The 22,869-nt window shown below is 71.1% G+C and carries 19 protein-coding genes; 9 read left to right on the forward strand and 10 right to left on the reverse strand.

Going from position 1 to position 22,869, the window contains the following annotated elements; all coding sequences use genetic code 11:
* Positions 1–39: 39 nt before the first annotated feature.
* On the forward strand, positions 40–1,269 hold the full coding sequence (locus SVTN_RS13000) for a GNAT family N-acetyltransferase (RefSeq protein WP_041129236.1): 1,230 nt from the start codon (positions 40–42) through the stop codon (positions 1,267–1,269).
* An 82-nt stretch (positions 1,270–1,351) separates the two neighbouring features.
* Here the strand turns inward: SVTN_RS13000 and SVTN_RS13005 are convergent, their stop codons facing one another.
* Together SVTN_RS13005 and SVTN_RS13010 are read right to left on the reverse strand one after the other, a co-directional pair.
* A complete protein-coding gene (locus SVTN_RS13005) occupies positions 1,352–2,158 on the reverse strand; it encodes an Fpg/Nei family DNA glycosylase (protein ID WP_041129237.1) in 807 nt (268 codons plus the stop codon).
* Positions 2,158–2,652 (reverse strand): ribose-5-phosphate isomerase, encoded by a 495-nt coding sequence (locus SVTN_RS13010; protein WP_041129238.1) that lies wholly within the window; start codon positions 2,650–2,652, stop codon positions 2,158–2,160. Before SVTN_RS13010 ends, SVTN_RS13005 begins: the two co-directional genes overlap by 1 nt.
* A 196-nt stretch (positions 2,653–2,848) precedes the next feature.
* Between SVTN_RS13010 and SVTN_RS13015 the strand changes: the two genes are divergently transcribed.
* The gene (locus tag SVTN_RS13015) at positions 2,849–4,303 is read left to right on the forward strand and encodes an amino acid permease (RefSeq protein ID WP_041129239.1); all 1,455 of its coding nucleotides are present in this window, start codon (positions 2,849–2,851) and stop codon (positions 4,301–4,303) included.
* Between the two features lie 78 nt (positions 4,304–4,381).
* Here the strand turns inward: SVTN_RS13015 and SVTN_RS13020 are convergent, their stop codons facing one another.
* Together SVTN_RS13020 and SVTN_RS13025 are read right to left on the reverse strand one after the other, a co-directional pair.
* Entirely contained in the window at positions 4,382–4,975 is a 594-nt protein-coding gene (locus tag SVTN_RS13020; RefSeq protein ID WP_041129240.1) for a biotin transporter BioY, read from the reverse strand.
* Between the two features lie 370 nt (positions 4,976–5,345).
* The gene (locus SVTN_RS13025; protein WP_052499090.1) at positions 5,346–6,506 is read right to left on the reverse strand and encodes an RNA-guided endonuclease InsQ/TnpB family protein; all 1,161 of its coding nucleotides are present in this window, start codon (positions 6,504–6,506) and stop codon (positions 5,346–5,348) included.
* A 260-nt stretch (positions 6,507–6,766) separates the two neighbouring features.
* On the opposite strand from SVTN_RS13025, the gene SVTN_RS13030 reads away from it, so the two are divergent.
* Positions 6,767–8,179 (forward strand): amino acid permease, encoded by a 1,413-nt coding sequence (locus SVTN_RS13030; protein WP_041129241.1) that lies wholly within the window; start codon positions 6,767–6,769, stop codon positions 8,177–8,179.
* A 175-nt stretch (positions 8,180–8,354) separates the two neighbouring features.
* Positions 8,355–9,002, forward strand: a complete 648-nt coding sequence (locus tag SVTN_RS13035) for a superoxide dismutase (protein ID WP_041129242.1) — start codon at positions 8,355–8,357, stop codon at positions 9,000–9,002.
* A gap of 119 nt (positions 9,003–9,121) precedes the next feature.
* On the opposite strand, the gene SVTN_RS13040 is transcribed toward SVTN_RS13035, so the two are convergent.
* Positions 9,122–9,757 (reverse strand): mycothiol-dependent nitroreductase Rv2466c family protein, encoded by a 636-nt coding sequence (locus tag SVTN_RS13040; RefSeq protein WP_041129243.1) that lies wholly within the window; start codon positions 9,755–9,757, stop codon positions 9,122–9,124.
* 159 nt (positions 9,758–9,916) lie between these two features.
* On the opposite strand from SVTN_RS13040, the gene pepN reads away from it, so the two are divergent.
* Together pepN and SVTN_RS13050 are read left to right on the forward strand one after the other, a co-directional pair.
* Positions 9,917–12,463, forward strand: a complete 2,547-nt coding sequence (gene pepN / locus SVTN_RS13045; RefSeq protein WP_174518256.1) for an aminopeptidase N — start codon at positions 9,917–9,919, stop codon at positions 12,461–12,463.
* Between the two features lie 137 nt (positions 12,464–12,600).
* Positions 12,601–13,605: a hypothetical protein gene (locus SVTN_RS13050; protein ID WP_041129245.1), complete on the forward strand. Its 1,005-nt coding sequence runs from the start codon at positions 12,601–12,603 to the stop codon at positions 13,603–13,605.
* A 4-nt stretch (positions 13,606–13,609) separates the two neighbouring features.
* Here SVTN_RS13050 and SVTN_RS13055 read toward each other — a convergent pair whose 3' ends face one another.
* From SVTN_RS13055 to SVTN_RS13075, 5 genes are all read right to left on the reverse strand, one after another.
* The gene (locus SVTN_RS13055; RefSeq protein WP_041129246.1) at positions 13,610–14,752 is read right to left on the reverse strand and encodes a serine hydrolase domain-containing protein; all 1,143 of its coding nucleotides are present in this window, start codon (positions 14,750–14,752) and stop codon (positions 13,610–13,612) included.
* A 91-nt stretch (positions 14,753–14,843) separates the two neighbouring features.
* Positions 14,844–15,311 carry an NUDIX hydrolase gene (locus SVTN_RS13060; protein ID WP_041129247.1) on the reverse strand — a complete coding sequence of 156 codons (468 nt, stop codon included), beginning with the start codon at positions 15,309–15,311 and terminating at the stop codon, positions 14,844–14,846.
* A gap of 9 nt (positions 15,312–15,320) precedes the next feature.
* On the reverse strand, positions 15,321–15,818 hold the full coding sequence (locus SVTN_RS13065) for an HPP family protein (protein WP_245727527.1): 498 nt from the start codon (positions 15,816–15,818) through the stop codon (positions 15,321–15,323).
* 165 nt (positions 15,819–15,983) lie between these two features.
* Positions 15,984–16,847, reverse strand: a complete 864-nt coding sequence (locus tag SVTN_RS13070) for a pyridoxamine 5'-phosphate oxidase family protein (protein WP_041129248.1) — start codon at positions 16,845–16,847, stop codon at positions 15,984–15,986.
* Between the two features lie 153 nt (positions 16,848–17,000).
* Positions 17,001–17,456: a VOC family protein gene (locus SVTN_RS13075; protein ID WP_041129249.1), complete on the reverse strand. Its 456-nt coding sequence runs from the start codon at positions 17,454–17,456 to the stop codon at positions 17,001–17,003.
* Positions 17,457–17,585: 129 nt separating this feature from the next.
* Between SVTN_RS13075 and SVTN_RS13080 the strand changes: the two genes are divergently transcribed.
* From SVTN_RS13080 to SVTN_RS13090, 3 genes are all read left to right on the forward strand, one after another.
* Positions 17,586–18,128 (forward strand): CGNR zinc finger domain-containing protein, encoded by a 543-nt coding sequence (locus SVTN_RS13080; protein WP_041129250.1) that lies wholly within the window; start codon positions 17,586–17,588, stop codon positions 18,126–18,128.
* Positions 18,129–18,322: 194 nt separating this feature from the next.
* The gene (locus SVTN_RS13085; protein ID WP_041129251.1) at positions 18,323–21,643 is read left to right on the forward strand and encodes a S8 family serine peptidase; all 3,321 of its coding nucleotides are present in this window, start codon (positions 18,323–18,325) and stop codon (positions 21,641–21,643) included.
* 178 nt (positions 21,644–21,821) lie between these two features.
* Positions 21,822–22,838 (forward strand): aspartate-semialdehyde dehydrogenase, encoded by a 1,017-nt coding sequence (locus SVTN_RS13090; RefSeq protein WP_041129252.1) that lies wholly within the window; start codon positions 21,822–21,824, stop codon positions 22,836–22,838.
* The last annotated feature ends 31 nt before the right edge of the window (positions 22,839–22,869 follow it).

Genomic DNA, 22,869 nt, shown 5'->3' on the forward strand with positions numbered 1-22,869 from the left:
CGGGTCGCCCCGGGCGCGCGCCGCTGATATCGATGGCATATGACGACTGAACTGCGGGTTCTCGACCCGTTGGAGTGGGACCGCTGGTACGGGGTGCTCGAGCTCGCGTTCGGCGGTGTGCCGGAGTCTCCGGAGGAGCGGCGGCTCTGGCAGGACCTGACCGAGCACGACCGCTTCCTGGGCGCCTGGGACGGCGATCTGTGCGTGGGGACGGCGGGGGCGTTCTCGTTCCGGCTGACGGTGCCGGGCGGGGCGTCGGTCCCGGCGGGCGGGGTCACGATGGTCAGCGTGGCCGGAACTCATCGGCGGCGCGGGATCCTGACCTCGATGATGCGGCGGCAGCTGGACGACCTGCGGGCGGCGGGCGAGTGCCTGGCCGTGCTGACGGCGTCGGAGCCGGAGATCTACGGGCGGTTCGGTTACGGCATCGGGGCGTACTCGGTGCACGCGAGGATCGACACGAACCGGGTGCGGCTGACGGTGCCGGAGGGCACGGACGGGGTCTCCCTGCGCCTGGCCGACCCGACGGAGTCCTCGGCGGTGTGCGAGGCGGTGTACGCGAAGCTCGTCCCGGCGCGGCCCGGGATGCTCGCGAGGCGGCCGGGGTGGGAGCGGCTGCCGCTGCTCGACCCGGCGGGCGAGCGGGAGGGCGCCTCGCCGCGGCAGTGCGTGCTCGCGGAGCGGGACGGGGGGGTCGTGGGATTCGCGCACTACGCGATCAAGCCGGAGTGGTCGCACGCGGGCTCCGGCGGGACCGTGCACGTGCACGAGCTGATGGGCCTCGACCCGCTGGCCGAGGCGGCGCTGTGGCGGTTCCTCTGCTCGGTGGACCTGACCTCGTCGGTACGGTTCCGCAGCCGGCCCGTGGACGACGGCTGGCAGCACCTGGTGAGCGACGTGCGGCGGTGCGAGCCGACGATCCGGGACGGGCTGCACGTGCGGCTCGTGGAGGTGGGCGCGGCGCTGGAGGCGCGGACGTACCAGGCGCCGGTGGACGTGGTGTTCGAGGTCTCGGACGCGTTCTGCCCTTGGAACGAGGGGCGGTGGCGGTTGACCGGGGACCAGAAGGGCGCGGTGTGCGTCCGGACGTCCGATCCCGCGGATCTCGCGCTGTCCGTGCGGGAGTTGGGGGCGGCGTACCTGGGCGGGGTCTCGTTGGTGTCGCTCGCCGGCGCGGGCCGTGTGCGGGAGCTTCGGGAGGGGGCGCTCGTGGAGGCGTCCGTGGCGTTCGGGTCCCCGGTGGCCCCCTGGTTGCCGCACGGGTTCTAGGGGCGGGGCGGCAACGGGTCGGGCAGCGCCCTGGGGGCGGTGTGCCCACCCGTTCCGCCCCGGGCGGAACGCATGCCCACACCTAGGCCTGGCAGGTCGGGCACCAGAAGAGGTTGCGGGCTGCCAGGTCCGCCGTGCGGATGTCGGTTCCGCAGATGTGGCACGGCATGTTCGCGCGGCGGTAGACGTAGACCTCGCCGCCGTGGTCGTCCACGCGGGGCGGGCGGCCCATGGCCTCGGGGGTGTGTTCGGGGCGGACCGTGTCGATGCGGTTCAGGCGGACGCCCTCGCGCATCAGCTCCGCCAGGTCCTCCCAGATCGCGGTCCACTCCCCCGCCGTCAGGTCCCTGCCCGCGCGGTACGGGTCGATGCCGTGCCGGAAGAGGACCTCGGCGCGGTAGACGTTGCCGACGCCCGCGACGACCTTCTGGTCCATGAGGAGGGCGGCGATCGTCGTGCGGGACTTCGAGATCCGGCGCCAGGCCCTGTCGGGGTCGTCGGCGGCGCGGAGCGGGTCGGGGCCCAGGCGGTCGTGTATCGCCCGCTTCTCGGCGTCCGTGATCAGGGCGCAGGTGGTGGGGCCGCGCAGGTCCACGTACGACTCGGGGTTCGCGAGGCGCAGGCGGACCGTGTCCGTGGGCGGCGGGGCCGGGGCGTCGCCGAAGTTCACCTTGCCGAAGAGGCCCAGGTGGATGTGGATCCATTCCTCGCCGGGGAAGCCCAGGAAGAGGTGCTTCCCGTGGGCTTCCGTCGTCTCCAGGGTCGCGCCGTCGAGCAGGGCCGCCGAGTCGGCGAACTTGCCCTGGGGGCTGGAGACGCGCACGGGCCGGCCGCCGAACCGCTCGCGGTGGTCGGCGGCCAGCCGGTGGATGGTGTGCCCCTCGGGCATCAGGCGGTCGGCTCCTGCGGGTGGTGCGCGGGGATCGGGGGGAGCTCGCCGGTGGTCTCGTACTTCGACAGCATGTCGATGCGGCGGGTGTGACGCTCGTCACCCGAGTACGGGGTGTTCAGGAAGATCTCGACGAACTTGGTCGCCTCTTCCTGGGTGTGCATCCGGCCACCGACGGAGATCACGTTGGCGTTGTTGTGCTCGCGGCCGAGGGCGGCGGTCTGCTCGCTCCAGGCGAGGGCGGCGCGGACCCCCTTCACCTTGTTCGCGGCGATCTGCTCGCCGTTGCCGGAGCCGCCGATGACGATGCCCAGGCTGTCCGGGTCCGCGGCCGTCTTCTCGGCGGCGCGCAGGCAGAACGGCGGGTAGTCGTCGAGGGCGTCGTAGATGTGGGGGCCGCAGTCGACGGGCTCGTGGCCGTGGGCCTTGAGCCACTCGACGAGGTGGTTCTTTAGTTCAAAGCCGGCGTGGTCGGAACCGATATAGACGCGCATGATGCCGAGTGTGGCATGTCAGGGCCCGGGTAGCAGGCAGCGGGGTCGAGAGCTTCACCCGACCTGGTACGGACCTTCGACTCTCGCGAGGTCGCCCGTACGACGATCTGGAATGAGGTCTTCCGATCATCCCTGTTCACGGGGTTCAATGCTTGGGCTCGCGACCCGAGCACCCCCCACACACGAGGAAGCGTCGATGAACACGCAACCGACCCTGACGAAGGACGGCCAGGAGACCGGCACCACCGGTGGCTCGCAGTCCTCCGACGGCCTCAAGGCCGGGCTCAAGAACCGCCACCTGTCGATGATCGCGATCGGCGGCGTCATCGGCGCCGGCCTCTTCGTCGGCTCCGGCTCCGGCATCGCCGCGGCCGGCCCCGCGATCCTCCTCTCGTACGCACTCGTCGGCGCCATGGTCGTCTTCGTGATGCGGATGCTGGGCGAGATGGCCGCCGCCCGGCCGTCCTCCGGCTCCTTCTCCGCCTACGCGGACCGGGCCCTGGGCCGCTGGGCCGGTTTCACCATCGGCTGGCTGTACTGGTTCTTCTGGGTCGTCGTCCTCGCCGTCGAGGCGACCGCGGGCGCCAAGATCCTGGAGAGCTGGGTCCCGGCCGTGCCGCAGTGGGGCTGGGCGCTCATCGTGATGGTGGTGCTGACCGCGACCAACCTGGGCTCCGTCGCCTCGTACGGCGAGTTCGAGTTCTGGTTCGCCGGCATCAAGGTCGTCGCCATCGGCGCCTTCGTCGTCATCGGTCTGCTCGCCGTCTTCGGCGTGCTGCCGGGCTCGGACAACCCGGGCGCCGGATTCGCGCACCTCACCGACAGCGGGGGCTTCTTCCCGATGGGGGCGGGCGCGGTCCTCACCGGTGTGCTGATGGTCGTCTTCTCGTTCATGGGCAGCGAGATCGTCACGCTCGCGGCCGGTGAGTCCGAGGACCCGCAGAAGGCGGTCACCAAGGCCACCAACAGCGTGATCTGGCGGATCGGCGTCTTCTACCTGGGCTCGATCCTCGTCGTCCTGACGCTGCTGCCGTGGAACGACAAGTCGATCGTCGAGAAGGGCTCGTACGTCGCCGCCCTCGACTCCATCGGCATCCCGCACGCCGGCCAGATCATGAACGTGATCGTCCTGACGGCCGTCCTGTCCTGCCTGAACTCGGGCCTCTACACGGCCTCCCGCATGGCCTTCTCGCTCGGGCAGCGCGGTGACGCGCCGAAGGCCTTCGCGAAGACCAACAAGCGGGGCGTGCCGACGGCCGCGATCCTCGGCTCGGTCGTCTTCGGCTTCGTCGCGGTCTTCTTCAACTACAAGTGGCCCGACACCGTCTTCGCCTTCCTGCTGAACTCCTCCGGCGCCGTCGCGCTCTTCGTCTGGCTGGTCATCTGCGTGACCCAGCTGCGGATGCGCGGGATCATCCTGCGTGAGTCGCCGGAGAAGCTGATCGTGCGGATGTGGCTCTTCCCGTACCTGACGTGGGCGACCATCGCCATGATCATCGGCGTCCTCGGCTACATGGTGATCGACGGCGGCAGCAACCGTGAGCAGGTCGTGCTGTCCCTGCTCGTGGCCGCGCTCGTCATGGCGATCGCGCTGGTCCGCCAGCGGCTCGGCAAGAACGTCGCCCCCGCCGAGGAGCTGGAGCGCGTGTAGTCCGCTCGCCCCTCGGGCGTACGAAAGGGCCCTGCCGCTCCTCCGAGCGGCAGGGCCCTTCGTGTGTCCGTGGCGGTCTCAGCCCTTGCGGCCGACCAGCTTCCAGGCGGCCGGCAGGGCGCCCATGGCGAGCGCGGCCTTGAGGGCGTCGCCGATGAGGAACGGGGTGAGGCCGGCCGCGACGGCCTGGCCGAGGGTCATGCCGGTGGCGAGGGCCAGGTAGGGCACGCCGACCGCGTAGATGAGCGCGGAGCCGAGCACCATCGCGCCGGCGGTGCGGAGCACGGAGCGGTCGGCGCCGCGGCGGGCGAGGGCGCCGACGACGGTCGAGGCGAGGAGCATGCCGAGGATGTAGCCGAAGGACGGCATGCCGTAGCCGGAGGAGGCCTGCGCGAACCACGGGACGCCCGCCATGCCCGCGACCGCGTACAGGGCGAGGGCGAGGAAGCCGCGGCGGGCGCCGAGCGCGGTGCCGACGAGCAGGGCGGCGAAGGTCTGACCGGAGACCGGGACCGGGGAGCCGGGGACCGGGACTGAGAGCTGCGCGGCGAGGCCGGTGAGGGCGGCGCCGCCGACGACCAGGGCGATGTCGCGGGCGCGGCTCGCCGGGATCAGGTCGGCGAGGACGGTGCCCGCCCGGAGGGAACGGGCGGGGGCGGCGGCGGTGCTCATCGGTACTCCGCGGGGGTGAGGGTGGGAGGGACAGGTTGACGGTATGCCAGGAGTGAGCGCTCGATCACCGTCAGCCGCCGACAAAGCGGCGGTCGAGCGCTTCGTGGAGATCGAACAAAGCCCGCCGATCACACCTCCCGCCACGTGACGCTTGTCACTGGGAACTCGTGCATGGAGGTCCCTTTTGCGCCAGGGGGTGTCCACTGGAGAGACTGTGGGGTCCCCATAAACCGTCCGTGAATCCGTACTGCTCAATGTCAACTCCTTGGCCGTAGACGACGCAGCCTTTCGACTTGATCGTCCCCACCAATTCGCGCTCCCGACTGCCCCCTACGGCAGGGCGGTCACGGGTCGCATCCCCCGGATCCGGCTATGCCGGATCCGGGGCGGGACTGTTGACGAAGCCCCACGCCAGGGCACCGCGCTTGGCGATGTTGACCCCGGCGACGTGGTCGGCCGGACCAGCGAGCCCGCACCGACGACAGTGGAAGTGATCCCGAATGGGCCGGTTGGCGCGCTCGGTGTGACCGCAGCGCGGACAGCGCTGCGAGGTGTGGGCCGGGTCCACCTCGACGAAAGGCACGCCTGCGCGACGCGCCTTGTACTCCAGGAAGGAGCCGAGCTGACGGAATGGCCAGGACGACAGTGTGGCCCGCTGGTCGCGTCGAACCGTGACCCGTTCGCGGATGCCCGCCAGTTCTTCGACGGAGATGCCGCGCCCGGTGCGTTGGGCGACGGCCACGATGTCCTTGGAAATGCGGTGGTTGATGTGGGTGGCGTGCCGGGCCTCCCGGCGCGCCCGCTTCTTGAGTCGCCGCACCGATGACCGGGTGCGCTTGGCCTGCAGTTCGGCCTTCTTGCGGGCCTGCCAGCGCCGGTACCGGTTCAAGCGGCGGCCGCTGTAGTTGGCGCCGTCGGAGGTGGTGGCGAGGTTGCTGATGCCCCGGTCCACCCCGATGAAGCCCTTCGGGTCGAACACCTCTGGTTCAGGTAGGTCGATGGTGGCGACCAGGAACCACTTGCCATCGCGGTGCACCAGATCGGACTCGCCCCTGCGGAAATCGGCCAGTTGCTTGAGCGCGCCCTGCGAGCACACGAACCGCAGGCTCTTGACCCGGCCGTCCATCGTCCAGATGGACACGGTCCTCTGAGCGTAGTTCCACGACAAGCACCGGTCGTCGAACGTGTGCGCCGCGTCGGCTCGGAACACGATCGGCTTGGACTCGGCCTTGCGGCGCCGCTCCGAGCCGTCCTTGCCGAGATTCCCGACCCGTACGTTTGCCCGCAGTGCGGCGTAGGTGTCCACCACGCGCTTGATCACATGCTGCGCCGCCTGCGCCCCCAACCCGCGCGCCTTGAGCTCCCTGTACCAGACCGACCGCAGGTCCCGCACCGAGCCCCTGAGCCCGTAGCACTCGAACGACCGCTCCGAGATCCGGTTCGCGCACTGGTTGACCGTGCGCAGGGTGCGCTCAAGAGCCGGTGCCTGCACGGCATCGGGCATCAGGCGGACCTGCACAACGAGCTTCATGACGACCACCGTAGGACGCCCGGTCCGGCCTGGACTCCGATCCGCCAGAACCGGAAGATACTATGCCCCTCTTCACACCTGCGTCGTTTCCATGCCGAAGTGCGGCATGACCTGCTATGCACCCCCTCCACAAATCGAAGCCGAACGTTCACCTTGTGTGAAGATGGTGACCGTATAGCGGACTCCGGTTCCCTCTGAGCGGTGCCCCCGCCCAGACTGTGGGCTCCCTCCCCGTCTCAGCTAGTGAACAGGGTTCGCCCATGTCTCGGACCACCGCGCCCGCGCCGGCCGACCGCAAGGACGGCGCGACCGCACCTGCCGAGGGCCTCTCGCACGGCCTCAAGCAGCGCCATCTCTCGATGATCGCCCTCGGCGGCGTCATCGGCGCCGGGCTCTTCGTGGGCTCCGGCGCCGGCATCGCCGCCGCCGGGCCGTCGATCGTCATCGCCTACGCGATCTCCGGCGTCCTCGTGATGCTCGTGATGCGGATGCTCGGCGAGATGTCGGCCGCGAACCCGGCCTCCGGCTCCTTCTCCGTCCACGCCGAGCGCGCCTTCGGCTCCTGGGCGGGCTTCACCTCGGGCTGGGCCTTCTGGTTCCTGCTCTGCGTCGCCGTCGGCCTGGAGGGCATCGGTGCCGCGAAGATCATGACCGGCTGGTTCCCCGGCAGCCCCGAGTGGGCCTGGGTCGCGCTCTTCATGCTGGTCTTCTGCGTCACCAACCTGGCGGCGGTGAAGAACTTCGGCGAGTTCGAGTTCTGGTTCGCGGCGCTCAAGGTCGGCGCGATCGTCCTCTTCCTCGGCATCGGCGTCCTCGCGATCCTCGGCGTCCTGCCCGGCACGGACGCCCCCGGCACCGCGAACCTCACCGGCGAGGGCGGCTTCTTCCCGCACGGCACCGAGGGCCTCATCGTGGGCCTGCTGGCCTCCGTCTTCGCGTACGGCGGCCTGGAGACGGTCACCATCGCGGCGGCCGAGTCGGAGCACCCGGTGCAGGGCGTCGCCAAGGCCGTCCGTACGGCGATGTGGCGGATCGCGCTCTTCTACATCGGCTCCATGGCGGTCATCGTCACCCTCGTCCCGTGGGGCGACAAGGCGGTCGTCGAGAAGGGCCCGTACGTCGCCGCCCTGGACCACCTGGGCATCCCGGCGGCCGGCCAGATCATGAACGTGGTCGTGCTCGTCGCCCTGCTCTCGGCGATGAACGCCAACATCTACGGCGCCTCCCGGATGGCCGGCTCGCTGGTCGCCCGCGGCCAGGGCCCGAAGGCACTGGGCAAGCTGTACGGCGGGGTTCCCCGTCCGGCCGTGCTCGTCTCCTGCGTCGTCGGCTTCGGCTGCGTCCTGCTGAGCTACTGGTCGCCGGACAAGGCCTTCATCTGGCTGCTCAACACCATCGGCGCGATCATCCTGGTCGTCTGGTTCTTCATCGCCGCCTCCCAGCTGGTGCTGCGCCGCCGCACCGAGCGCGAGGCGCCCGAGAAGCTGGTCGTGCGGATGTGGCTCTTCCCGGTGCTGACCTGGGTGGCGCTGGCCGGCATGGCCGCGATCTTCGTCCTGATGGCCCGCGAGGAGGGCACCCGTGTGCAGCTGTACTACACGGGCGCGCTGACGCTGGTGCTCGCGGTCGTCGGCTTCGTACGCCAGAAGACGGCGGCGGGCCGCGCTTCCTGAGCTCCCCGCCGCTTCCCCCGAAGCCCCCGGACCCCTCTCGGTCCGGGGGCTTCGTCATGCCCGGACCCGGGACCCGGGCGGGTCCTAGGACGAAGGGCTGATCAACTTGCCCAGCACCTACTGCTAGCCTGCACTTGCATACAGCTTGCAATAAGCCGTCGAAGGGCTCGGGCACATGGCGATCTACACACTTCCGGAGCTGCCGTACGACTACGCGGCGCTGGAGCCGGTGATCAATCCGCAGATCATCGAGCTGCACCACGACAAGCACCACGCCGCGTACGTGAAGGGCGCGAACGACACCCTGGAGCAGCTGGAGGAGGCGCGCGAGAAGGACCAGTGGGGGGCGATCAACGGCCTGGAGAAGAACCTGGCCTTCCACCTCTCCGGCCACATCCTGCACTCCATCTACTGGAACAACATGGCCAGCCCGAAGGGCGGCGAGGGCGGCGGCGAGCCGCTGGCCGCCGACGGCGTCGGTGAGCTCGCGGACGCGATCACCGAGTCCTTCGGCTCCTTCGCCAAGTTCAAGGCCCAGCTGACCAAGGCCTCCGCGACCACCCAGGGCTCCGGCTGGGGCGTCCTCGCGTACGAGCCGATCAGCGGCCGCCTCATCGTCGAGCAGGTCTACGACCACCAGGGCAACGTCGGCCAGGGCTCGGTCCCGATCCTGGTCTTCGACGCCTGGGAGCACGCCTTCTACCTCCAGTACAAGAACCAGAAGGTCGACTTCATCGAGGCCATGTGGCAGGTCGTCAACTGGCAGGACGTGTACAAGCGCTACCTGTCGGCGAAGGCCTCGGTGCCGCTGATCTCCTTCTGATCTTCGTCTGAAAAAGGCTCCTGCTCGTGATCGTCTTCTCAACCTTCACCGGGCAGGCGGAAAAGAGGACGGCCCCCGCGATGACGTGAATCGCGGGGGCCGTCTGCCGTGCGGGCCTACTACTCGAAGCTGGGCGCCGCCGTCCGCGTGCGCTTGATCTCGTAGAAGCCCGGCGTCGAGGCCACGAGCAGCGTGCCGTCCCACAGCCGGGCCGCAGCCTCGCCGCGCGGGGTCGGAGTGACGACCGGACCGAAGAAGGCGACCTCGTCGCCCGTCGGGCCCGGCACCGCGATGACCGGGGTGCCGACGTCCTGGCCGACCTTCTCGATGCCCTCCGTGTGGGAGGCGCGCAGCTCGGTGTCGTACGTGTCCTTGTCGGCGAAGTCCGCCAGGTCCTCGGGCAGGCCGACGTCCTTCAGCGCGCCGGCGATCGCCTCGCGGGTCGGGCCCTCGCCGTTGTTGTGGAAGCGGGTGCCGAGCGCCGTGTAGAGCTTGCCGACGACCTCGTCGCCGTGCAGCTGCTGGGCGGCGATCACCACGCGGACCGGGCCCCAGGCCTGGGTCTCCAGCATCTCGCGGTACTCGGCGGGGACCTCGTCGAGCCGGTTCTCGTTGAGCACGGCCAGGCTCATGACCTTCCAGCGCACGTCGACCGGGCGCACCTGCTCCACCTCCAGCATCCAGCGGGAGGTCATCCAGGCCCACGGGCACAGCGGGTCGAAGTAGAAGTCGGCGGTGGTCCTGCTTTCGGACATGTCACTCCTCGGTAAGGCCGCGATGAAGGGGTTGCGCCGAAAAGAGGGAACATCCCGGGGGACCGGCCGCATTCCCGCGCGTCGGCATCGCCATGTGCCGCGTGACAGCAGCGCATGGGAGGATCGGTGCTGTTTCGAACGCGCCACGAAGGAGTGACCGTGCCCGGTGAGAATCTGTCCCGCGACGAGGCCCACGAGCGGGCCGCGCTGCTGTCCGTCGACGGGTACGAGGTCGTCCTCGACCTCAGGTCGGCGGTCGGCGACTCCGACGAGGCGGTGCGCACCTTCCGCTCACAGACGACGATCCGCTTCCGCCGTACGGGGGCGGGCGACGCCACCTTCGTGGACCTGATCGCCCCGTCCGTGAACGCGGTCACGCTCAACGGCCGCTCCCTCGACCCGGCGGTCGTCTTCGACGGCGCGCGGATCGCGCTCGCCGACCTGGCCGACGAGAACGTGCTCGTGGTGGACGCGCAGTGCGCCTACAGCCGCACCGGCGAGGGCATGCACCGCTTCGTCGACCCGGAGGACGGCGAGGTCTACCTCTACACGCAGTACGAGCCGGCCGACGCCCGCCGGGTGTACGCCAACTTCGAGCAGCCCGACCTCAAGGCCCCGTACCGCTTCTCGGTGACCGCGCCCGAGGGCTGGACGGTGTGGAGCAACGGCGCCGGGGAGCAGGACGCCGAGGGCGTGTGGCGGTTCGCGGAGACCGCGCCGATCTCCACGTACATCACGTGCGTCGTGGCCGGCCCGTACCACTACGTCACCGACAGCTACACGCGCGGCGACCTGGAGATCCCGCTCGGCGCGATGTGCCGGAAGTCGCTCGCGAAGCACTTCGACGCCGACGACGTCTTCCTGATCACCAAGCAGGGCTTCGACTTCTTCCACGACAACTTCGACTACCCGTACCCCTTCGGGAAGTACGACCAGGCCTTCGTCCCCGAGTACAACCTCGGCGCGATGGAGAACCCGGGCATGGTGACCTTCCGCGAGGAGTACATCTACCGGGGCAAGGTCACCCAGGCCGCGTACGAGAGCCGGGCCAACGTCATCCTGCACGAGATGGCGCACATGTGGTTCGGCGACCTGGTCACCATGGTGTGGTGGGACGACCTGTGGCTGAAGGAGTCCTTCGCGGACTTCATGGGCTCCTTCGCGAACGCCGAGGCCACCCGCTTCACCAACAGCTGGGTGACCTTCGCCAACAACCGCAAGGCCTGGGCGTACCGTGCCGACCAGCTGCCGTCCACGCACCCGGTCACGGCCGACATCCGTGACCTGGAGGACGCCAAGCTCAACTTCGACGGCATCACGTACGCCAAGGGCGCCTCGGTGCTCAAGCAGCTCGTCGCGTACGCCGGGCGGGACGCGTTCCTGGAGGGCGCGCGCCGCTACTTCAAGCGCCACGCCTACGGGAACACACGCCTGGCCGACCTCCTCGCGATCCTGGAGGAGACCTCCGGGCGCGACATGAAGGCCTGGGCGAAGTCCTGGCTCCAGACCTCCGGCGTCAACAGCCTGACCCCGGCCGTCACCTACGACGCGGAGGGCCGGATCACCGAGCTCGCCGTCCTCCAGGAGGGCGACGAGCTGCGTCCCCACCGAGCCGCCGTCGGCCTCTACCGGCTCTCGGGCGGGGAGCTCGTGCGGTACGCGCGGGCCGAGGCGGACATCACCGGCGTCCGGACCGTCGTCACCGAGCTCGCGGGCGAGGCCAAGCCCGACCTGGTGCTCGTCAACGACGACGACCTCACCTACTGCAAGATCCGCTTCGACGAGGGCTCGCTCGCGACGCTGCGGGCACACCTCGGCGACATCACCGACCCGCTGGCCCGCGCCCTGTGCTGGTCGGCGCTGTGGAACCTGACCCGCGACGGGCTCATGCCGGCCCGGGACTTCGTCGCCGTCGCGCTCGCCTTCGCGGGCCGCGAGACCGACATCGGCGTCCTGCAGATGGTGCACGGCTGGACGAAGTCGGCCGTCACGCTGTACGCGGCTCCCGCGTGGCGCGAGGAGGGCGGGCGGCTGCTCGCCGAGGGCGGGCTGCGCGAGCTGCGGGTCGCCGAGCCGGGCAGCGAGCACCAGCTGACCTGGGCGCGGTTCTTCGCGGCGACCGCGACCACCGACGCCGACTTCCAGCTCCTGGAGGGGCTGCTCGACGGCACGGCGAAGATCGACGGCCTCGACGTCGACCAGGAGCTGCGCTGGGCGCTGCTCTCCCCGCTGGCCGTGCACGGCCGTGCGGACGAGACCCGGATCGGCGAGGAGCTCGCCCTGGACGACACGGCGTCGGGCAAGCGCCACCAGACCCGTCTGCTCGCCTCGCGGCCCTCGGCGGCGGTCAAGGCGCAGGCCTGGGCGCAGGTCGTCGAGTCGGACACCCTGTCGAACGCGCTGGTCGAGGCGACCATCGCGGGCTTCGTCCAGCCCTCGCAGCGCGAGCTGATCGCGCCGTACGCGGAGAAGTACTTCGCGGCGATCGAGCGGCTGTGGGGCGAGCGGTCGATCCAGATCGGCATCGACGTGGTCCGGGGCCTGTTCCCGGGGCTCCAGGACCGCCCGGAGACGCTGGCCGCGACGGACGCGTGGCTGTCGGAGCACGAGTCGGCCGCGCCGGCGCTGCGTCGTCTCGTGCTGGAGGCGCGGGACGACCTGGCGCGGGCGCTGCGGGCGCAGGAGTGCGACGGCCTGGCCTCGTGAGTTCCGGCCGATGGGGGCCGCGGACCGTGGCCCCCATCGGCAGTCGAACGTGCGTACTTTAGGGCGAGGTTGTCCCTAAATGTCGACGAGCGTGTAACAGGGGTTAGGGGAGCCTTCGGGCGCGGAAGACCCCCGGCATGAACCACAACACCCCCATCACCCCCCGCCCCCTCCCCCTCTCCTCCCACACCGGTCGGGAGCAACGGCTCGCGTCCGCCGACCAGTTGAGGGAGCAGGGCATCCCCGCCGCCGAGGTCGCCGCGCGCTGCCGGCCCGGCGGCTGGCAGCAGCTGCTGCCCGGCGTCTTCCTGCTCAAGGCCGGGACCCCCACCAGCGAGGACCGGTTGAACGCGGCACTGCTCTACGCCCGCAGGACCGGGGCCGTGCCCTCGCAGGGCCCCGAGCCGATGATCACCGGCCTCGCCGCCCTGACCCTGCACCGCTTCTCCTCCGCTCCCCCGCTCACCGCCCTGGAGCGCATCGACGTGCTCGTGCCGCGCACTCGGCGGCTGCGCTCGACCGGCTGGGTGCGGGTCGTGCGCGCCCCCGAGTCGCCGGAGCCGGTGGAGCTCACCGGCGTCCCCGTCGCCCCGGTCGCCCGCGCCGTCGCCGACGCGGTGTCGGGCCTCTCGGACGCGGAGACGGTGCGCCGGCTGCTCACCGAGGCCGTACGCGGCGGGCACTGCGAACCGGGCGTGGTCGTACGGGAGTTGAGCCGGGCCCGGCTGCTCTCCCGGCCGCACGTGGTGGACGCGGTGGACGCCCTGCTCGCCGAGGGCCGCTCGCTCTCCGAGCAGCGGCTCTACGAGATGGTGCGGGAGTTCGCGCTGCCGGACCCGCTGTGGAACGTGGACCTGCGACTGCCGGGCGGCCCGCACCTGGGCGGGGTGGACGCCTACTGGCCGGACCAGGCGGTCGCCGTGGAGCTGGACACCCGGGCGCCCCGGCAGGACGACGACGAGCTGTGGAGCGAGTACACCCGCAAGCGGGAGCACCTGGAGCGGCTCGGCATCACGGTCGTCCACCTCACCCCGCGCAAGCTGCGCGAGGCGATGGACCAGCAGGCCACCGTGGTCCGTACGGCCCTGATGGCCGCGCCGGACCGGCAGCCCGCCGCGTACGTCGTCGTCCTGCCCAGGTGACGGCCTACTTCTTCGGGGCGGTCCCGCAGAACTCGGCCTCGATGACCTTCTCGGTGTCGCCCGCCCAGTCGGCGTTGAAGTTCCCGGCGAGGGAGTGCTCGCCGTCGCGGGTCACGTGGGCCAGCGAGGTGGAGCCGTGGATGCCGCCGCCGTGGCCCCAGACCTCCACTCCGCAGCTGAGCTTCTGCTTCATGAGCCCGAGACCGTAGCCCACGTTCGGGTACTCGGGGGAGATCTGCACCGTGGTCGTCATCTCCTTCAGACCGCCCTTCGTGAGGAGCCGGCCCTTGAGCAGGGCCGAGTAGAAGGTCTGCAGGTCGCGGGAGTCGGAGATGATCTCGCCCGCCGCGCCCGCGATGCTCGGGTTGAGGTCGGAGACCTCGTGGACGGGGGCGTTCACGTCCCGGGAGAGCTTGGAGTACGCCGGGCTGCTGGGCTCCGGCATGGCCGAGCGGGTCCCGGGGACGGTGGTGGCGCGGAGCTTGAGCGGCTTGATGATCCGGTTCTCGACGGCCTTGCCGTACGGGCGGCCCGTGACCTTCTCGATGACCATGCCGGCGAGGACGAAGTTGGTGTTGGAGTAGTTCCAGGAGGCGCCGGGCTCGAAGTCGGGCTTGTGGGCCATGGCGACGTCGACCAGCTGCTGCGGGGTCCAGGTGTCGTAGCGGTGCTCCAGGAAGCCGGGACCGAAGACCCTCTCCTGGAAGGCGGGGTCCTCGGTGTAGCTGTAGATGCCGCTGGTGTGGTTGAGGAGCTGGCGGACGGTGATCTTCGTACCGTCGTGGCCGTTGCCCCGGACGACTCCGGGGAGCCACTTCTCGACCGGGTCGTCGAGGTCGATGCGGCCCTCCGCCTGGAGCTGGAGGAGGACGGTGGCGGTGAAGGTCTTGGTGATGGAGCCGACGCGGTAGCGGTCGTCGCCGTTGCGCTCGCCGGCGGTGCCGGTCCAGCGGTCGCGCCCGTCGCGGGCCTGGGCGACGGCACCGGGCACGCCGTCGGCGACGGCCGCGTCCAGGGCCTGCTGGGTGGCGGCGTGGTCCTGGTGGCGCACCGGTGCCGCGAGGGCCGGTGCGGCGAGGGCGGTGGCGGCGACACCCGCCACGAGGGTGGCGGCGACGACGGTACGTGCGGTGCGTGCGGCTGACATGCGGGCTCCCCTGATCGTTGTGGTGCGGTCGGGGGAAGGGACCCGGGGAGGCGAGCGGGGGTTGATCATGCCTTCGGCGGTTGAGCGTCTTTCAGCCGTTCGCCGGATCGGTGAGGCGGGAGCGGCCGACCGGAGGGCGTTCGCGCCACAGGTCGAGGCCGATGTCGACGAGTTCGACGCGGACGAGGGAGGACACGGAGTCGAGCGGGTGCCAGGCGGCGAGGTCGGTGGAGCCGTCGGTCTCGTTGCGCAGGGCACCCCCGGTGACCTGGGCCTCGTAGATGATCCGCAGGCCCTGCCAGTCGCCCGGCCCGCCGAGCCGGCGGAGCCAGGAGCGCCGGATGGAGTCGATGCCGAGGAGGGCGGTGGGCTCGGTCACGTACCCGGTCTCCTCCTCCACCTCGCGGACGACGGTACGGACGGGCTCCTCGCCGTGGTCCATGCCGCCGCCCGGCAGGGTCCACCGCTTGGTCCCGTCCTTCGCGACCCAGCGGGCGAGGAGTATCTCGTCGCCCCGGACACACACGGCGTAGGCCGCCACCCTCAACTCCTGCTGCATGCCCCGAGGTTAGAGCCAGTACGCGGGATACGTCCGCCCCGTGGCACGGGCGGCCGCCGGGCCGACGGCGACCAGGAGGAGGGAGGCGAGGGCGAGAAGGCCGAGAAACGACCAGAACGGCGGGGCCTGGAGGGCGACGATGACGGCCGTGGCCGCGGCGGGCGAGTGCGGGGTACGGGCGAGCATCATCACGCCGAGCGCGAGGCCGCCCGCCACCGCGGCGCCCCACGGGCCCGGCCCGGCCAGGGCGAGCACCGCGAAGCCGGTGAGGGCGGAGAGCAGTTGGCCGCCGATGACCGAGCGCGGTTGGGAGAGGGGGAGGTCGGGGGCGCCGGCCACCAGGGCCATGCTGGCGGCGAGGGGTGGGATGAGCAGCGGCTGGTGGAGGACGGTGCCGATGGCTACCAGGAGGAGGAGGGCGGTGACGCTGGCGCCGGCCGAGGTCAGCGCGAGGCCTGGACGAGGGCGCGGGGGTGCGGCGCGGCGGGGTGGGGCGGTGGTCGTCAACTGGGCCTCCAGGGTGCGGGGTCGGTGGGTGCGGGTCGGGGGCCCTGGGCGCGGGGGCGCGGTCGTGGTTGTGCCCACCCGTTCCGCCCAGGGGGTCCCCCCGGACGGAGTCCGGGGGAGGAACGATTGCCCACAACCGGGGCGGCGGACGAGCCCACAACGGGGTCAGGGTGTTGGCGGGTTCGCCGGGGAGTATTCCGGGGGTGACCAGCGCAGGGGGCTGCCCGCCGGGGTCTCGATCGTGTGGTCGACGTGGAAGCGGGTCACTCGGCCCTCGGGGCCGTACTCCGTGTGTGCGCGGCCGCTGAGCTGGAGGGTCAGACCCGTCTCCCAGTCGAGGAAGAGCAGTCCCGCGCGGCCGTCCTCCTCCAGGTTGCCCAGGGTCAGGAACATCGAGTTGCCCGGGTAGTCGCGCCAGCTGAGCTCCCGGGGCGTGTCGACCCGGACGAAGCCGGGGTTGCCGCCGCGGTGGCTCGTGTCGACGCCGTCGGGGGCGGCGGTGGCGATGAAGAAGGTGTCCGCCGCCTTTATCCGGCGCGCCTGGTCGGGGGTGAGTTCCTCGCCGTGGCGTGCGGTGACGGACTCCGGGCCTGCGGGCTCGGAGCCGTACCACTCCCTCTTCTGGAGGTACTTCGGGCAGTTCGAGAAGACCTGCTCGGCCTCGATCGTGAAGCCGCGGCCGCTGGTCCTCGCCGTGCCGTTGAGGCGCATGCGGCGGCGGGTGCGGGGGTCGAGGGCGATCGTGCCGACGGGGGTGCCGTCGGGCGTGCCCTCGGGGAGGGCGGCGGCGACCGAGACCGTGTGCGGGCCGGTGGCCCGGACGAAGCCGGGCGCACCGGTCAGCAGGGTGGACCAGACGCGGCCCTCGGCGTCCGCCGCGCCGAGCATCAGCATGGGCTGGGCCTCCAGGAAGGCGGCGGCGATGGGGCGGATGCCGTTGGTGATGGAGCGGCCTACGTGGGCGGCGAGGTCTTGGACGCCGAGCCGTTCCTGTACGGCAAGGGAGCCGGGGTGGTACGCGGTGTTCACGGGGGCCTCCGGGAGTGCGGGGTCGGTGGGTGCGGGTTCAGGCGCGGAAGCCTCTGGCGCCGGCAAGGGCGCCGTCCGTTGTGCCCACCCGTTCCGCCCCTTGCGGAACGCCTGCCCACAACGGGCGGGGCACCGGCCCACAACCAAGCGCGGTTAGAAGAAGCCGCAGGTCGGGGCCGTTTCCGACGGGGCTTCGGCGGCCTCCGCGCCCTTCGGGACCGAGATTTCCAGGCGGGTGCCGTCGGGGTCGTGGAAGAAGATGCCGCCCGAGGCCGCGCCCTCGCGGTGGGCGACGACGCCCTCGTACGCGAAGGAGGCGCCGCGGGCGGTCAGCGCGGCCTCGGCGGCGCGGACGTGCTCGATGGACTCGGCCTCGAAGGCGAGGTGGTGGAGGCCGGGCCGGCCGGAGTCGTAGGTGCCCTCGGACTGCTGCCAGAGGGTGAGGACCAGGCGGCCGTCCTGGCCGAGGAAGGCGTAGCGGCTGTCCTTCTCCGCTCCCTCGCCGAGGACCTCGAAGCCGAGGACGTCGCCGTAGAAGGCGAGCGAGCGGGTCAGGTCGGTGACGTTGAGGCCGACGTGGTGGGTGGCGAGCGTGCCGATCGCGGACATGACGGTTCCCCTCGGACAGGGCAGCCCCTCTCGGGCTAACCTTCTATCTCGACTTTAGGGGTTAGCCGGAGCGAGAGTCAACCTCTCACGTACTCTTGAGGGGTTAGTCCATCGAGGAGGGTGTCCGCCATGACCGCCATCGACCCCCGGCCGCTCACCGGCGAGCCCGTCTCCCTGGACCTGCTCAACACCCGCTGGAACCTGGAAGGCGTCCGCCAGGACCTGCTGACGGACGTCGACGGGCTCGCGGTCTGGCTCGCCGCCAACGGCCTGGAGGAGCGGTTCGCCGCCGACGCGACCACCCTGCGGCACACCCTCGCCGCCCGGGACGCGCTCGCCGCGCTCGTCGACCGCCCCGGCGACCCCGCCGCCACCGCGCGCGTGGACGCCGTCCTCGACCGCGGCCGCATCCGGGCCACGCTCACCGCCGAGGGCCCCGGCGAGGAGCCCGAGTTCGCGGATCCCGCCTGGGGCCCCGGCTGGACCGCCGCCCGCGACTACCTCGACCTGCTGCGCACCGCGCCCGACCGGATCCGGGCCTGTGCCCACGAGGCCTGCATCCTGCACTTCTTCGACACCTCGCGGAACGGCACCCGTCGCTGGTGCTCGATGGCGGCCTGCGGCAACCGCGCCAAGGCCTCCCGCCACTACGCCCGCACGAAGGAGAGTTGAGCCGCACGGCACGGCAACTCGCCCCCGTTCGAGGGAGTTCGTCCCGCGTGACGCTTCCACCGCGCTGGCGGGTTTACGCCGCGGCGGCAATCCGGCCCCGGGCAACTCTCCACAAACCCCTGTCACTTGCGAAAGGCTGAGCGGTCATCCGGTATCGGAATCCGGACGTCCTCCTTTCACAAGCAGGGATGTAGATGACCACCCCCGAAACCCAGAGCTCCATACCCGGAAGCGCGATGCACGGGCCCAGACGCGCGGCGCGCATCGCGGCCGCCGCGGGACTCGTCGCGGCACTCATCGCGACCGGTGCCGCGCCCGTGCTCGCCGCCGAGGACCCGGCGGCCACTCCCCCGGTCAAGTCCTCGGACCCGGCGGACAAGCTCGGCGCCGTCGACGCGCAGCGGCTCACCGAGGCCGAGGCGAGCGGCGAGAAGAACGTCACCGTCCTCGTCGCCACCGTCCCCGGCGCCACCGAGCAGGTCGCGGCCCAGCTCGACGCCGTCGCCGGCGCCTCGGTCGGCAAGCAGCAGGACGCGCTCGGCTACGTCCGCGCCACCCTGCCGACCGCCAAGGCCGCCGCCGCCATCAAGGCCGCCACGCAGCTCTCCTCCGTCCAGTCCGTCGACCTCCAGGCGGAGGTCGCGCAGGACGACCCGACGCCCGGCGCGGACGCCGTGAAGGGTGCCGTCGACGGCACCACCGTCACGACGACGTACCCGGCCCCGGGCAAGGACACCCCGGCGAAGAACCCGTACAACCCCTCGTACGAGACGGGCGCGGTCGACTTCGTCAAGGAGCACCCGAAGGCCGACGGCCGCGGCGTGACCATCGGCATCCTGGACTCGGGCGTCGACCTGGCCCACCCGGCCCTGCAGAAGACCACCACCGGCGAGCGCAAGATCGTCGACTGGGTCACCGCCACCGACCCGGTCACCGAGGGCGACAACACCTGGCGCGTCCAGGCCGCCCCGGTCGCCGGCCCGGTCTTCACCGCCGCCTCGCAGAGCTGGAAGGCCCCGGAGGGCTCGTACCAGTTCAGCCGCTTCCGGGAGAGCTTCACCGCAGGCGGCGACCCGAAGGGCGACGTCAACCGGGACGGCGACACCACCGACGTCTTCGGCATGCTGTACGACCCGGCCGCCGGAACCGTCCGCGTGGACACGAACCAGAACAGCGACTTCACGGACGACGCGCCGATGAAGCCGTACAAGGACGGGTACCAGATCGGCTACTTCGGTACCGACGACCCGGCCACCGAGGTCGCCGAGCGCACCCCGTTCGTCGTCGAGATCCGCAAGGACGTCGCGACGGACGCGTGGGGCGGCTCCTGGGTCGGCGGCAAGTACGACTTCGTCAACATCGGTCTCGTCGAGTCCGCGCACGGCACCCACGTCGCCGGCATCACCGCGGGCAACAGCTTCTTCGGCGGGAAGATGAACGGCGCCGCCCCCGGCGCGAAGATCGTCTCCGCGCGCGCGTGCACCTGGTCCGGCGGCTGCACCAACACCGCCCTGACCGAGGGCATGACGGACCTCGTCGTCAACCGCGGCGTCGACATCGTCAACATGTCGATCGGCGGCCTGCCGCAGCAGAACGACGGCGACAACGTCCGCTCGCGCCTCTACACCCGCCTGATCGACCAGTACGGCGTCCAGCTGGTCATCTCGGCCGGCAACGAGGGCCCCGGCATCAACACGATCGGCGACCCCGGTCTGGCCGACAAGGTCCTCTCGGTCGGCGCGGCCGTCTCCCAGTCGACCTGGGCGGCCAACTACGGCTCGGCCGTCGAGAAGAAGTACGCCATGTTCCCCTTCTCCTCGCGCGGCCCGCGTGAGGACGGCGGCTTCACCCCGACCATCACCGCCCCCGGCTCGGCCGTCAGCTCCACCCCGACCTGGCAGCCGGGCGCCGGCGTCGCCGAGGCCGGCTACACCCTGCCCGCCGGCTACGGCATGTTCAACGGCACCTCGATGTCCTCGCCGCAGGCGGCGGGCGCGAGCGCGCTGCTGATCTCGGCCGCGAAGCAGAAGGGCATCGCGCTCTCCCCGCTCACCCTGCGGACCGCGCTGACCTCGACCGCGAAGCGCATCCCCGGTGTCGCCGCGCACGAGCAGGGCGCCGGCCTCATCGACATCGACGAGGCCTGGGAGTCGATCAAGGACGGTGCCACCGCCCACGACTACAAGGTCCAGGCCCCGGTCGACACCGTGATCTTCCCGGCCCCGCACACCGGCACCGGTGTGTACGACCGCGAGGGCGGCCTCAAGGTCGGCCAGAAGAAGGTCTACGACGTCACCATCACGCGCACGAGCGGCCCGGACCGGCCGATCGAGCACGAGCTGGACCTCAAGTACAACGACGGCACCTTCCGCATCCTCGGCGACGACGAGATCTCCCTGCCGCTGAACAAGCCGGTCACCGTCAAGCTCCAGGCCCGTCCCACCAGCGCCGGCGTGCACAGCGTCATCCTGGAGGCCGACGACGAGCGCACCGAGGGCGTCGACAAGCAGATCCTCGCCACCACGGTCGTCGCGGACGACCTGGTCGCCCCGGGCTACGGCTTCTCCGCCTCCGGCTCGGTGCAGCGCAACAGCAGCAAGTCCTACTTCGTCACCGTGCCGAAGGGCGCCAAGACGCTGGAGGTCGCGCTCGGCGGTCTGAAGGAGAAGAGCCAGACCCGGTTCATCTCCATCCACCCGTTCGGCGTCGGCATGGAGTCGAGCGGCTCGACGACGTGCTACCCGCACTACAACCCCGCCAACACCTGCCGCCCGGACCTGCGGTCCTACGCGAACCCGACGCCCGGCGTCTGGGAGATCGAGGTCGAGGCCCGCCGCACGTCGCCGGACCTGGACAACCCGTACACCCTGAACGTCACCGCCCTCGGCGCCGACTTCGACCCGGCCGTCCAGACGGTCGCCGAGGCGAAGATCGGCACCCCGGCCGCCGTCCAGTGGCAGGTCTCCAACCGCTTCGCGGGCATCACGGGCACCCTCAAGGGCGGTTCCCTCGGCTCGCAGAAGACCGAGACGCCGACCATCCAGAACCACGAGAAGCAGACCCGGACCGTCACCATCGGCGAGGGCGTGGAGCGGCTCGACATCGGGATCGGCAACACCTCCGACCGGGCCGCCGACCTCGACCTCACGGTCACGCTGAACGGCGCGACCGTGGCCCAGTCGGCGGACGGCGACTCGGAGGAGTCCGTCTCCCTGCTCAACCCGGCCGCGGGCACGTACACCGTCACCATCGACGGCTACTCGGTCCAGGCCGCGGGCGGCACCACGTACGACTACAAGGACGTGTACTACTCGTCCGCGCTCGGCTCCGTGAAGGTCGACGCCTCGAAGCCGGTCGTCCTGGCCAACGGCGCGACCGCCCCGGTCTCGGCCGAGGTCGTCGTCGCCGGCGCGGCCCCCGAGGGACGCCAGTTCTTCGGCGAGGTCCAGCTGCTCAACGCACGCGGCACCGTCGCGGGCACCGGCAGCGTCCTGATCGGCGCGGTCACCCCGTAACACCGCAGGAGTGAGGGGCGGGCGCCGGAACCGGTGCCCGCCCCTTTCGCGTCCGGAAGTCCGGAAGATCGTCGTCCACGACTCGTCCCGCCCTTTGGACAATGGATTGGACAAGGCGGCCGGGGACATACGCATCATGGACCGGCAGCACCCTGCACACGCGTACGGAGGAGTCCCCGTGAAGGTCGGAATCGTCGGAGCCACCGGTCAGGTCGGCACAGTCATGCGCAAGATCCTGGCCGAGCGGAACTTCCCGGTCGACGAGCTGCGGCTCTTCGCCTCCGCCCGCTCCGCGGGCAAGGTCGTCGACGGCGTGACCATCGAGGACGCCTCCACCGCCGACTACACCGGCCTCGACATCGTGCTGTTCTCCGCCGGTGGCGCCACCTCCAAGGCCCTCGCCGAGAAGGTCGCCTCCCAGGGCGCCGTCGTGATCGACAACTCCTCCGCCTGGCGCCGCGACCCCGAGGTCCCGCTCGTGGTCTCCGAGGTCAACCCGCACGCGGTCAAGGACCGCCCCAAGGGCATCATCGCCAACCCGAACTGCACCACGATGGCCGCCATGCCGGTCCTCAAGCCGCTCCACCAGGAGGCCGGCCTCACCGCGCTGATCGCCACCACCTACCAGGCCGTCTCCGGCTCGGGCGTGGCCGGTGTCGCCGAGCTGCGCACGCAGGCGTGTGCCGTGGCCGAGCAGGCCGACCAGCTGGCCTTCGATGGCGAGGCCGTCGCCTTCCCGGAGCCGAACGTCTACCGGCGTCCCATCGCCTTCAACGTCGTCCCGCTCGCCGGCAACCTGGTCGACGACGGCACGCACGAGACCGACGAGGAGCAGAAGCTCCGCAACGAGTCCCGCAAGATCCTGGAGATCCCCGAGCTCAAGGTCTCCGGCACCTGCGTCCGCGTCCCGGTCTTCTCCGGCCACTCGCTCCAGGTCAACGCCCGCTTCGAGCGTCCGATCAGCGTCGAGCGCGCCTACGAGCTCCTCAAGGACGCCGAGGGCGTCGAGCTCTCCGAGATCCCGACCCCGCTCCAGGCGGCCGGCAAGGACGCCTCGTACGTGGGCCGCATCCGCGTGGACGAGACCGTCGAGAACGGCCTCGCGCTGTTCCTCTCCAACGACAACCTGCGCAAGGGCGCGGCGCTGAACGCCGTGCAGATCGCGGAGCTCGTCGCGGCCGAGCTCAAGGGCTAGCCGATATTCGAGAGGGGCGGCTTCCCGTTGC

The organism is Streptomyces vietnamensis (assembly GCF_000830005.1).
Classification (GTDB): Bacteria; Actinomycetota; Actinomycetes; order Streptomycetales; family Streptomycetaceae; genus Streptomyces; species Streptomyces vietnamensis.